Genomic DNA, 12820 nt, shown 5'->3' with positions numbered 1-12820 from the left:
GGCTGCTTTTAGGGGCGTGGGGAACTGCGCGAGAAGCCACCACGCACCCGCAGCCAAAGATCGGGTTTCAAGGGGCGCGGGGAACCGCGCAATCAACCATCACGCGCCCGCAGCCAAGAAACACCCCCCTCACCGCAGCTCGGCAGCATGCGTGTGGCCCCGAGATCCCTCCACCCGCACGGTGACAACCCCCCGCCTCCCCGGCCGGACGGCCACCGTGTCATCCGCCCGGACCACCCCCCGTACGGGAAACGGAAGCTCGACATCGACCGTAGCCCCGGTCCGCCCGGGATCGGCGACGGCAACCGACACGCCACCCCCACGCCCCCGTCGAACAAGCACCGTGCCCGGCCCCGACACCGAAAGCCCCCCGAGCCGCCCGGGACGCCAGAAGTGCGCGGCGAGGAGCCCGTCCCGCCGCGCCTCCACCGCCTGGACGCCCGCGTCGTTGGCGACGACCCGCACCGGCGAGGACCGCGCCCAGACCGCCGTCGCGGCCTCACTCGCCCCGGGCAGCAGGACATACGCGTACGACGCGTCCGAGGGCGCCACCCCGTGGTCGAGCCAGAGGGTGAGATACCGGCGCGTCACCGGCGACGCGCTGCCCCCCGTATCGGCGCCGGTGTTGATGTCGCGCCACGCGCCGACCCGCACCTCGCGCAGGGCGCGCAGGCCCACGTCGACCGCAGGACCGGGGCGGCCCGGGTATGAGGGGAAGACGTAGCCCCCGGTCCCGGACAAGTGCGCCCACCGCGCGCCGCCGAGCCGCGCGGACCACCCGTCGTGCCCCGGCCGGCCCCGCCCGTCCACCACCAGCCGCCGCGCGGGCCCGTCTGCGTACAGATTGCGGTTCTCGACGACCGTCTCGATCGTGCGCCCGTCGCTCGCGGAGATGCCCGCGCCGAGCGCGACGACGGCGTTGTCGAGGCAGAACCACGCCTTGCGCGCCCGCAGCGTGCTTCCGTCGGCGAGCAGCTCCATGGCCGCCGCCCCGTGGCGTGCGTCCAGGACGGCGCCGCCCGCCACGGCGTTCTTCGGGCGGTACGTGCCGGTGCCGCCGCCCGAGCCGATGTCGGCACGGGCCCGCGTGTCCACGGTCGTGCCCGGCAGGCGGTACGGATCGACGGTCGCCCAGAAGCCGTCACCGAACCGCCCGAGGTCGTCGCCGGCGTACAGATAGGTCATGCCGTCACCGGTGTACCAGCCGTGCAGGTTCTCGCCGTTGCCCGCCTCGTAGGCGGCGATGCGCTTCGAGGAGAGCGACAGCGCGAGGGTCCAGCCGGGCCTGCGGTGCACCACCCGGTCCATGTCGGCGAAGACGAAGTGCCCGGTGAGCCGGTCGTCGGCCGGGATCGACGCGTCGTCGAGGACGGCCTTGGCGCGGGCCAGCGCGGGGATCCCCACGAGTCCCGGGTAGGGCGTGTTCTTGTTGCGGCGTATCCAGCCCTTGGCCATGGCACGCCAGCGTCGTGCGTACTCTGCCGGGGCGCCGGACGCCAACTGCAGGATGTGGGAGAGCGTCGCCGCGCCGTCGTTGTGGTCCCGGGCCTTCTCCCTGGAGATCGCCCGGCCGCGCACCGCGTCCATCATCAGCCCGTCGAACACCACGGGCGCGAACGTCCGGTCCACCGCTTCGTACAGCACGGACGTCTTCGGGTCGGTGACCGCCCACGGGGAGTCCGCGAGCAGCGCGATCAGCTGGCCCGCGCTGCCGAGCAGGACACTGCCGTACGTTCCCGTGTACGCGACGGAGCCGTGCTGCACGAACGACCCGTCCTCGTAGAACCCGTCGCCCGAAGTGACGTACTGGAAGAGGCTGTTCCTGCCGTTGTCCCGGACGTCGGACAGCCCGTCGCGGGCCAGCGCCAGTGTGGCACTGTCCCGGGCGAGCAGACCGCGCAGGGCCACGATGACGGCCTTGTCGGCGCGGTTGGCGCCGGTCTCGGCCAGGGAGGGCGCGTTGGTGCGCCGGTCGGGGTCGGGGCAGAACTTCGCGACCGTCGCGGTGTACGCGGAGAGGTCGTCGGCCGGGAGGTGCGCTCGCAGCAGCACGCACGTGTCCATCAGCGCGCGGGGCGCGCCGATCTCCCAGAACCACCAATTGCCCGACTCCGGGCGGCCGGGGCGGTAGCCGGTTGCATGCAGGAAGCGCAGCGCGTCGAGCAGGGTGTCGAGCGCCTCCGCGCTGCCACTGAGGGAGGTGGCGGGGGTGGCCCAGGCCGTCGCGAGCGTGCGCAGACGGGTGTAGCCCTGACCGAAGTTGCCGGGGTCTGAGGCGGGGGAGAGGTCGGCCCACAGCGCCGTCCTGCCCGCCGACCGGTCCAACTGCCGCCACCAGCCGGACGCCTGGGTGTCCAGGGTCTTCAGGGCGGCGGCGAAGTCGGGGTCGGCCGCGTCGAAGTCGCCGCCGGTGAGTTGCGCGGCGGCACGGGTGAGGAGGGTGTCGTAGGTGTCATCTGAACCGGCTGGGGCCGGGGCCGCGCCCCACGCCGTGCCCACCCCCGCCGCCGACGGCACGACGACGGACGCCATCCCCACCGCCCCCGCCGTGAGCACCGCGCGACGGCCGGGCCCGGCGGAGCCGTTGGATCCGGAGGAGGGGGCAGGGGAGGGGGCGGGTGCGGGCATGCGAACTCCCAGCGGTGTCGGGGGCACATGAAGGCGTCGGAGCCCTTTGAGTGAGCCGATCCCGCGACAGCATGTAAGCGGTTGCTGCGACGCGCAAGAGCTCCCGGAATCTTTCTATGTTCTTTCTGAGTCGTCCGGGGGTGACTCCTGGCTGGACTCCCCTCGCGCAAGGGTCAACGAGGTATTGACCGTCGCAGTAAGCGATTACTACGTTGCCACCCCATGGCTGAGAAAAGGATCCGACCTCTGCGTGCCGCCATCGCGACGGCGGCCGCGGCCGCCACCCTCGCGCTCGCCGCCCCCGCCCCCTCTCCCGCCCACGCGACGCCCGCCACGCCCACCCCCGGCTCGGACGGCGTGGGCGACCCGCTGTACCCGACGCTCGGCAACGGCGGATACGACGTCCGCCACTACGACCTCTCCTTCGACTTCACGCCCGTGACGTATGACTTCGCCGCCACCATGAAGATCCGGGCGAGAGCCACCCAGGACCTGTCGTCCTTCAACCTCGACGTGGACTCGCTCGCCATCGACCGGATCACCGTCGACGGCGCTCCCGCCGCCTGGAGCATCGCTCCCGGCAAGACCGGCCAGGAGCTCACCGTCACCCCCGCCCGCGCCCTGCGCGACCGCCGCTCCTTCGACGTCGAGGTCACGTACCACGGCAACGGGAAGACGAAGCCCGTCGGCCTGCCCGGCTGGCGTCACATGTCCGACGGCGGCTTCGCCTCGGCCGCCCAGGCGTCGCGCGCCGACACCTTCGCACCCGTCAACGACCACCCCTCCGACAAGGCGACCTGGACCTTCCACCTCACCGCGCCCAAGGGCTGGACGCCCGCCGCGAACGGCAACCTCACCGGCCGGCGCAAGCCCCCCGGAGCCAAGGAGACCTGGGACTTCTCCCTCGGGTCCCCGATGGCACCGGAGCTCCTCGGCATCTCCGTCAACAAGCAGGCCTACGTGTACGGGCGCGGACCGCACGGTGTGCGGCTGCGCCACCTCGTGCCCGAGGACCAGCAGGCGAAGTACCGCCCGATCGTCCAGGAGACCGGCGGCCAGCTCGCCTGGCTGGAGAAGACCCTCGGCGTGCGCTACCCCTTCGACACGTACGGCGTGCAGATCGTGCGCGACGGCTACGGCGACGCGCTGGAGAACCAGACCCTCTCCCTCTTCGGCCCCGGCTGGTTCGACCGCCCCACCTACTCCACCACCATGGTCCACGAGCTGACCCACCAGTGGTTCGGCGACTCCGTCACCCCCGCCACCTGGCAGGACGCCTGGCTGAACGAGGGGCCCGCCGTGTTCTACGCGGCGGTGTGGGCGGATCAGAAGGGGTTCCAGCCCATCGAGGAGAAGATGAGGACCGCGTACGAGAAACTCGACGCGGTGCGCAAGACCGACGGTCCGCCCGGAAAGCCGACCGGGCTCGGCGGCTTCAACATCTACGACGGCGCCGCCGTCTCCCTCTACGCCCTGCGGCAGCGGATCGGGCAGGACGAGTTCGACGCGGTCATGAAGGCGTGGCTGATCAGGCACCGGCACGGCAACGCGTCCACGCAGGACTTCGTCGACAACGCGGTGAAGGTGACGGGGGACCGCTCCGTCGGGACCTTCCTGCGCCAATGGCTCTTCGACCTCGACAATCCGCCGATGCCCGGGCATCCCGACTGGGGTGGCGCCAAGTGAGGCGCCGCTCGGTGTGCGGCCGTGTCGGCGGCCGGTCCGGCGTGCTCGTCACCGCTCTCGCCGCTGTGCTGACCCTCGGTTCCCCGGCCACCCCTGCCTCCGCCACCGCGAAGCCGGGCCCGCACATCGTTCATGCCGCCCCGCACGGCACCGGCGACACGTGCAGCACCGCACGCCCCTGTTCGCTCACCGGTGCCAGAGACGCCGCGCGCATCGCCGCAGAGCGGGAGGCGCGTGACGTGCGCGTCGAACTCGCCGACGGCATCTACGAGTTGACGGACCCGCTGCGGCTCGGCGCTGCCGACTCCGGGCGCGCGGGACACACGGTCACCTGGACCGCTGCGCCCGGCGCCCGCCCCGTGCTCTCCGGCGGACGCGCCGTCGACGGCTGGGTGAAGAACGACGACGGAACGTGGACCGCCGCGGCCCCCGAAGGCGTCACTCCACGACAGCTCTTCGTCGACGGCCGCCGTGCCGTCCGGGCACGTGGCGCGGCCTGTGCCGCCACCACCTGCGACGCCACCAAGGACGGCATGACGGGAGCCACGGCCACCGGCATCGCACAGTGGAAGCGGCCGACGGGGGCCGAGGCGGTCATCAAGGTCCGCTGGCGCACCTACCGTTGCCGGATCGCGGGCGTGGCGGGCGACCGCATCACGTTCGCGCAGCCCTGCTGGGCCAACTCGTCGAGCGGGACCGGCCGCACCGGCCCCGCCTGGGACTCCACGACCGTCGACTCGGCCCGCTACCACGGCGTCGCCTTCTTCGGGAACGCCCGCGAACTCCTCGACAAACCCGGCGAGTTCGTGTGGGACGCCGTCGACCGCACCGTCACCTACCTCCCGCGTGCCGGTGAGGACCCGCGCCGCGTCCACGCGGTCACACCGGTGACCGAGCGGCTCATGGTCCTGGAGGGCGCCCACGACATCCGTGTCGACGGCATCGGCTTCGCGTACGGGGCCTATCACCAGCCCGGAACCGACGAGGGGTACGCGGGTACCCAGGCAGGCCTCACCCTCACCGGCGCCACCGGGCCCACCGACCACGCGGGCCGCCACTACACCAAGCCCGTCGCCGCGCTCACCGTCCGGGGAGGACGTCATGTCGCCGTCCAACGGGCCGACTTCACCCGTCTCGGCGGTGCGGGCGTCGTCCTCGAAGCGGGCACCAAGGACACCTCGGTCACCCGTTCCCGCTTCACCGACCTCTCCTCGGGCGCGGCCTACATCGGCGACACCGAGCCCGACCCGCGGCCCGAACTCGCGGGGGAGCGGAACACGTTCGCGTACAACACCGTCCGTCGCGCGGGAGTCGAGTACACGGACGCGGTGGGCATCTGGGCCGGCTACGAGGCGGAGCTGAACGTCGATCACAACACCCTCACGGATCTGCCCTACTCGGGGATCTCCGTCGGCTGGGGCTGGAACCAGCCCGAGGCCCGGGAATCGGTGCTCCGCGACAACCGCGTCACCGGCAACCGCATCACCGACGTCATGCGCGTCGAGCACGACCAGCACGACGGCGGTGCCATCTACACGCAGGGCGCGCAGCCCGGCACGGTCATCTCCGGGAACTACATCAACCGCTCGGCGTACGGGAACACCGAGCGCGACGGCAACGGGATCTACCTGGACGAGCAGTCCTCGTACATCCGCGTCGAGCGCAACGTGATCACGCGCATCGGCTACAAGTGGGTCTCCAACTGGGCCGATTACGGCATCCGGAACCTGGCCACCGGCAACTGGACCGACACCGACACACCGGCCCTCGCCGGCACGGGCTCGACCATGCGGGACAACCACACCGAACTGGACCGGCTGCCCGCCGACGCGCTCGCCGTGGCGCGGCGCGCGGGCGCCCACCCGGAACGGGTCGAGCAGTTGCGCCCCGACCTGGCCCGCACGGGCCGGGCGAGCCAGTCCTCCACGGACGGCGACGCCCCGGCCGCGTACGCCGTCGACGGCGACACGTCCACCGACACCCGCACCCTCGCCGAGCCGGGCGCCTGGTGGCAGGTGGACCTCGGCGAGGTGCGGCGCGTCGGGCAGGTCGAGGTGTGGAACGGGGCGTCGACGGCCACGGCGGACTTCGACGTACAGCTGTCGAGGACCGCGGACTTCGCCGACGCCACGACCCGTCACGTCGGCGGCCAGGCGCTGCGGCCGACGCTCCTGGAGTTCGGCGGGGGAGAGTCGGCGCGGTTCGTGCGGATCAGACTGGCGGGGACCGGGCGCGTGGCCCTCGCCCATGTGCTCGTCCATCCGTAGCGGGGCCGTCCGAACTCTCGACAGGGGCGGGCGGCGCCGGATAGATAAGGATCAAGCTCGCCCCCGACCGGCGCCGCCCGCCGCACCCGCACTTCCGCACGCGCATCCCCGCACCCGCACTCCCGCACCCGCAACACCCGCTCAAGCGAAGGAAGTTCCATGACCGACCTCCGTCTCGGCGTTCTCGGCTACGGACTGCGCGGCTCGCTCGCCCGCACCGCCCACCGGCCGGACGCGGGCGCACGCGTCACCGCGCTCGCCGACCACGACGCCACCGCCCGTGCCGAGGCGGCCGTGGCCTTCCCCGGGGCGCTGATATCCAGCGATCACCGCAAGGTCGTCGAGGACCCCGACGTCGACGCGATCGTGGTCCTCACCCCCGACCACACCCACGCACAGCTCGCCTGCGAGGCACTGCGCGAGGGCAAGCCCGTCTTCGTGGAGAAGCCGCTGGAGACGAGCGTCGAGGCCTGCGACGAGATCCTGCGCACCGCCCACGAGACGGGCACGCGGCTGTACGTCGGGCACAACATGCGTCACATGCCCGTGGTCCGCCTGATGCGCGACATCATCGAGCGCGGCGAGATCGGCGCGGTCAAGACGGTCTGGGTGCGGCACTTCGTGGGCTACGGCGGGGACTGGTACTTCAAGGACTGGCACGCCGAACGGCAGTACACCAACGGCCTGTTGCTGCAGAAGGCCGCTCACGACATCGACGTACTGCACTGGCTCGCGGGCGGCTACACACGCCAGGTGCAGGCCCTCGGCGACCTCATGGTCTACGGGGACAATCCGCACCGCCGCGAGCCGGGCGAGCCGAAGGCCGACGACTGGTACACCAAGGACGGCCACTGGCCCCCGCACACCCAGCGCGGCCTCAACCCCGTCATCGACGTCGAGGACGTCTCCCTGGTCAACATGCGCCTGGACAACGGCGTCCTCGCCGCCTACCAGCAGTGCCACTTCACGCCCGACTACTGGCGCAACTACACCGTCATCGGCGACGCGGGCCGGCTGGAGAACTTCGGCGACGGGCCCGGGGGAGTGGTCAAGGTGTGGAACGCGCGCCGGTCGGGCTACCGGGGAGAGGCCGACGCCGAGTACGCGGTGCCGGACGCGCAGGACGACGGCGGGCACGGCGGCGCGGACCCCCTGCTCATCGACGAGTTCGTGCGGTTCGTGCGGGAGGGCGGACGTACCGACACGTCGCCCGTCGCGGCGCGCATGGCGGTGGCGGCGGGCGTGCGGGCCACCCAGTCGCTGCGGAACGGCGGTACGCCCCGCGAGGTGCCTGGCCTCGACCCCGAGCTGATCGCCTATTTCGAACGTGGTCAGACCCGCTGAACCCCAGGGTCTGAAGGAAAGCTGCGGCGGCGCTTAAGAAATCCTCGATGGACCGGGGCGCCGCCGTAGGGAAGATTCCTGTGTCGTCGGGGGAAGAAGCGACGTACGACGGGAGCCGTGGCGTTGAAGGCGCTGGTCAAGGAGAAGGCGGAGCCGGGTCTCAGCCTGAAGGACGTACCGGAGCCGGTCATCGGCCACGGTGATGTGCTGATCAAGGTGCTCCGCACCGGGATCTGCGGGACGGACCTGCACATCAGGGCGTGGGACGGCTGGGCGCAGCAGGCGATCTCCGCGCCGCTGGTGGTCGGGCACGAGTTCGTCGGCGAGGTAGTGGAGACCGGCCGTGACGTCGCCGACATCAAGATCGGCGACCGGGTCAGCGGCGAGGGCCACCTGGTGTGCGGCAAGTGCCGCAACTGTCTGGCCGGGCGGCGCCACCTGTGCCGCGCCACGGTCGGGCTCGGGGTCGGGCGCGACGGCGCCTTCGCCGAGTACGTGGCGCTGCCCGCGTCGAACGTGTGGGTGCACCGCGTCCCCGTGGACCTCGACGTCGCCGCGATCTTCGACCCGTTCGGCAACGCCGTGCACACGGCCCTGTCGTTCCCGCTGGTCGGCGAGGACGTCCTGATCACCGGGGCGGGACCGATCGGCCTGATGGCGGCGGCCGTCGCCCGGCACGCGGGCGCCCGCAACGTCGTGGTCACCGACGTCAGCGAGGAGCGCCTGGAGCTGGCCCGCAAGGTCGGCGTCAGCCTCGCCCTCAACGTGGCGGATGCGACGATCGCCGACGGCCAGCGCGAGCTCGGCCTGCGCGAGGGCTTCGACATCGGCCTGGAGATGTCCGGCAACCCGCGCGCGATGCGCGACATGGTCGCCAACATGACCCACGGCGGCAAGATCGCCATGCTCGGCCTGCCCGCCGAGGAGTTCGCCGTCGACTGGTCGCGGATCGTCACCTCGATGATCACCATCAAGGGCATCTACGGCCGCGAGATGTTCGAGACCTGGTACGCGATGTCGGTGCTGCTCGAAGGCGGCCTCGACCTGGCCCCCGTCATCACCGGACGGTACGGCCACCGCGACTTCGAGGCCGCGTTCGACGACGCGGCGAGCGGCCGCGGCGGCAAGGTCATCCTCGACTGGACCGCCTGACCACCGTCCTTCGCACCGGCCCTCCGCCTCCCGATCTCCTTAAGGAATCACGCATGTTCGACTCCGTACGCGCAGACCTCCAGGCCACCCTCGACGAGATCCGCGCCGCCGGTCTCCACAAGCCCGAGCGCGTCATCGGCACCCCGCAGTCCGCGACCGTCGCCGTCACCTCGGGCGGCCGCCCCGGCGAGGTCCTCAACTTCTGCGCGAACAACTACCTCGGCCTCGCCGACCACCCCGACGTCGTCGCCGCCGCCCACGAGGCGCTCGACCGCTGGGGCTACGGCATGGCCTCCGTCCGCTTCATCTGCGGCACGCAGGAGGTCCACAAGGAGCTGGAGGCGCGTCTGTCCGCGTTCCTCGGCCAGGAGGACACGATCCTCTACTCCTCCTGCTTCGACGCCAACGGAGGCGTCTTCGAGACGCTGCTCGGCGCCGAGGACGCGGTGATCTCCGACGCCCTCAACCACGCCTCGATCATCGACGGCATCCGCCTCTCCAAGGCCCGCCGCTTCCGCTACGCCAACCGCGACCTCGCGGACCTGGAGCAGCAGCTGAAGGAGGCCACCGAAGGCGGCGCCCGCCGCAAGCTGATCGTCACCGACGGCGTCTTCTCCATGGACGGCTACGTGGCACCGCTCGCCGAGATCTGCGACCTCGCCGACCGCTACGACGCCATGGTCATGGTCGACGACTCGCACGCCGTCGGCTTCGTCGGCCCCGGCGGCCGCGGCACGCCCGAGCTGCACGGCGTCATGGACCGCGTCGACATCATCACCGGCACCCTGGGCAAGGCCCTCGGCGGCGCCTCCGGCGGCTACGTCGCCGCCCGCGCCGAGATCGTCGCCCTGCTGCGCCAGCGCTCGCGCCCGTACCTCTTCTCGAACACCCTCGCCCCGGTGATCGCCGCGGCCTCCCTGAAGGTCCTCGATCTCCTGGAGTCCGCCGGTGACCTGCGCGAACACCTCGCCGCCAACACCGCGCTCTTCCGCTCGCGGATGACCGAAGAGGGCTTCGACGTGCTGCCCGGCGACCACGCCATCGCGCCGGTCATGATCGGCGACGCGGCGGTGGCCGGACGCATGGCCGAGCTGCTCCTGGAGCGCGGCGTCTACGTGATCGGCTTCTCCTACCCGGTGGTGCCGCAGGGCAAGGCCCGCATCCGCGTGCAGCTGTCCGCCGCGCACTCCACGGAGGACGTGAACCGCGCGGTCGACGCGTTCGTCGCCGCACGGGCCGAGCTGGAGCAGGAGTCCGGCCGGGCCTGACCCCCCTGCGGGCCCCCTCCGGGGCCCGTGGTGCACGGGTGGCTGCCGGTTTGGGAGAATCGGCGGCATGATCGAAGCGCGGCGGCTGCACATCCTCCGTGCGGTGGCCGACCACCGCACGGTCACGGCCGCTGCCGCCGCGCTCTACCTCACCCCGTCGGCGGTCTCCCAGCAGCTCACCGCCCTGGAGCAGGAGACGGGGCACCGCCTCGTCGAGCGCTCGGCACGGGGCGTACGCCTCACCGCGGCCGGCGAGATCCTGCTCACGCACACCAACGCGGTCCTGGCCCAGCTGGAGCGCGCCGAGGCCGAGCTCGCCGCGTACAGCTCCGGCGAGGCGGGGACCGTGACCGTCGCCGCCTTCGCCACCGGCATCGGCCTCGTCGTCGCCCCCGCCCTGGCCCGCCTCGCGGACTCCGCCCCCGGCATCCGGGTCCACGTCCAGGACGCGGAGGGCGACGCGAGCCTGCCGATGGTCCTCGACCGGCAGGTGGACGTGGCCGTCGCAGTCGAGTACCGGGGCGCCCCGGGCGCGGACGACCCGCGGCTCACCCGCGTCCCCCTCTACGCCGAGCCCTTCGACGCGGTGCTCCCGCTGGGCCACCGGCTCGCGGACGCGGAACGGGTGGCCCTGGCCGAGCTCGCCAAGGACGCGTGGATCGGCCCCTTCGCCGGCAATCCCTGCCACGACGTGGTCGTCCTCGCCTGCGAACAGGCCGGATTTCAGCCCCTGTTGGAACATTGGTCGGACGACTTCCGGGCAGTTGTCGCTCTCGCCTCGGCAGGCGCGGGCGTCGCCCTCGTACCGCGCTCGGCGCTGCGCGGCATGGACGTGACGGGTGTGGTGGTGCGTCCGGTCGAGGGCGCGGCTCCCACGCGCCGGGTGTTCGCGGCGGTGCGGTGCGGCGCGGAGGACCATCCGCTGATCCGGCCCGTGCTGGCGGCGCTGGGCGAGGCGGCGGCCTGACGCACGGCCCCGCCTGTGGACGCGGCCCTCGCCCCCTCGCGCATGGCCCTCCGCCCCGTCACACCGTCTTGACGGAGTTCCCGTCGATGACGTGGTCCGCGCCGGTGATGCTCGCGGCGAGCGGTGAACCCAAGTAGACGACGAGCGCGGCCACTTCGGCGGGTTCGGCGAGCCTGCCGGTGACCATGCCCGCCGTGGTCGGCAGACCCTCCAGGAACTGCGCGTGGGGGACACCCGCGGATGCGGCGAGTTGCGCGCCGTACCCGTCGGGACTCTCCCACATGGCCGTGCGGACGGGCCCCGGCGAGACCGTGTTGACGCGCACGCCCAGCGGCCCCACCTCCTCGGCCAGCGCCTTGCCGAAGGCGGTGAGGGCCGCCTTCGCGGTGCTGTACGCGATCGGCCCGGCGTGCGGCGTACGGGCGCTGGTGGACGAGACGTTGACGATCGCGCCCCGGGCCTCGACGAGGTGCGGCAGCGCGACCCGTGCCGTGCGGACCGAGGCGAAGAAGTTCACGTCGAACGCGTCCGACCACTGCTGTTCGGTGACGTCGAGGAAGCCGCCCGTCCAGCCGGCGTCGGCGTCCCCGCCGCCGACGTTGTTGACGAGCAGGTCCAGGCCGCCGAGCTCGGCCAGGGCCCGCTCCACGAGGCGGGCGGGCCCTTCGGTCTCGGTCAGGTCCACGGCCACGCCTGTCGCGCCGGTGGCCCGGAGCTCCGGGGTGATCGTGCGGGCCGCCGCCACGACGCGTGCGCCCTCGTCGAGGAGCGCCTTCACGGTGGCGAGTCCGATGCCACGGCTCGCTCCGGTCACCAGCGCGGTCTTCCCGGTCAGTCGCAGATGCATGTGAGTCCCACCCTCTTCGCCCGTTCTGCCCGAACTCTTGGCCCTAAGGGCCACCAAATCACCTGAACGACACTGATCAGGACATTGGGCGGCACATTCAGGCCGTGCCGCATTTCAAAGATTGCCATGTACAGGAGTCTTACAGGATCGTCATCGTGCAAGCGCAAAACGTTTCCCGGAAATGGTCGTCCAATGGCCACGTACGGGCCCGGAAACAGGGAGTACTTGTGCTGTCGAAAACCAAGAAGGTCGCCCGCTCGGCGACCGTGGCGATCGCCGCAGCCGCCGCTTTCACCGTGGTGATGCCCAGTGGCAATGCCTTCGCCATCGACCACGTCGAATGCCGTGGCGGCGAGAACTTCTTAAAGATCTGGTCGCACTCCAGCGACGGGCGCTCCAGCGTGGACTGCTACGCCAACAAGGGGCGGACCGGCTTCGGCAGCTGGTGGGTCGACCGCATCCAGACGGGCAACAACGACCTCATCTACTACGACGCCAACGGCGACTCCGTACGCGTCAACCGGTGGACCGACATCACCTTCCCGAACCGTCCGCCGAAGGTGAAGGATATCGAAATCCTGTGACGAGTCTAAGGCTTCGGTAAATAGGGGCCAATAACTCGGCAATCCGATGGTCATCTCCGCACCATGGCCATTTCTGA

At 71.6% G+C, this 12820-nt stretch carries 9 protein-coding genes; 7 read left to right on the top strand and 2 right to left on the bottom strand.

The window, feature by feature from the left end; all coding sequences use genetic code 11:
* Positions 1–129 precede the first annotated feature (129 nt).
* Positions 130–2532: a polysaccharide lyase 8 family protein gene (locus DEJ48_RS04800; protein WP_150220968.1), complete on the bottom strand. Its 2403-nt coding sequence runs from the start codon at positions 2530–2532 to the stop codon at positions 130–132.
* Positions 2533–2850: 318 nt separating this feature from the next.
* On the opposite strand from DEJ48_RS04800, the gene DEJ48_RS04795 reads away from it, so the two are divergent.
* From DEJ48_RS04795 to DEJ48_RS04770, 6 genes are all read left to right on the top strand, one after another.
* Complete coding sequence (locus DEJ48_RS04795; RefSeq protein ID WP_150214750.1) at positions 2851–4314, top strand: M1 family metallopeptidase; 1464 nt, start codon at positions 2851–2853, stop codon at positions 4312–4314.
* Positions 4251–6581: a discoidin domain-containing protein gene (locus tag DEJ48_RS04790; protein ID WP_150214748.1), complete on the top strand. Its 2331-nt coding sequence runs from the start codon at positions 4251–4253 to the stop codon at positions 6579–6581. Before DEJ48_RS04795 ends, DEJ48_RS04790 begins: the two co-directional genes overlap by 64 nt.
* Positions 6582–6740: 159 nt before the next feature.
* A complete protein-coding gene (locus tag DEJ48_RS04785; protein WP_150214746.1) occupies positions 6741–7925 on the top strand; it encodes a Gfo/Idh/MocA family protein in 1185 nt (394 codons plus the stop codon).
* Positions 7926–8048: 123 nt separating this feature from the next.
* Positions 8049–9077, top strand: coding sequence for an L-threonine 3-dehydrogenase (gene tdh, locus DEJ48_RS04780; RefSeq protein ID WP_150220967.1), 1029 nt, complete (start codon positions 8049–8051; stop codon positions 9075–9077).
* A gap of 53 nt (positions 9078–9130) precedes the next feature.
* The gene (locus DEJ48_RS04775; protein ID WP_150214744.1) at positions 9131–10345 is read left to right on the top strand and encodes a glycine C-acetyltransferase; all 1215 of its coding nucleotides are present in this window, start codon (positions 9131–9133) and stop codon (positions 10343–10345) included.
* A gap of 67 nt (positions 10346–10412) precedes the next feature.
* A complete protein-coding gene (locus DEJ48_RS04770) occupies positions 10413–11312 on the top strand; it encodes a LysR family transcriptional regulator (RefSeq protein WP_150214742.1) in 900 nt (299 codons plus the stop codon).
* A 58-nt stretch (positions 11313–11370) separates the two neighbouring features.
* Here DEJ48_RS04770 and DEJ48_RS04765 read toward each other — a convergent pair whose 3' ends face one another.
* Positions 11371–12159 (bottom strand): SDR family NAD(P)-dependent oxidoreductase, encoded by a 789-nt coding sequence (locus DEJ48_RS04765; RefSeq protein WP_150214740.1) that lies wholly within the window; start codon positions 12157–12159, stop codon positions 11371–11373.
* A gap of 227 nt (positions 12160–12386) precedes the next feature.
* Between DEJ48_RS04765 and DEJ48_RS04760 the strand changes: the two genes are divergently transcribed.
* Positions 12387–12743, top strand: a complete 357-nt coding sequence (locus DEJ48_RS04760) for a beta/gamma crystallin domain-containing protein (RefSeq protein ID WP_150214738.1) — start codon at positions 12387–12389, stop codon at positions 12741–12743.
* Positions 12744–12820: the final 77 nt, after the last annotated feature.

Source organism: Streptomyces venezuelae, assembly GCF_008642315.1.
GTDB lineage: Bacteria > Actinomycetota > Actinomycetes > Streptomycetales > Streptomycetaceae > Streptomyces > Streptomyces venezuelae_D.
Note: the sequence above shows the minus strand (reverse complement) of the source record. Positions and strands in the feature narration are given on the sequence as shown.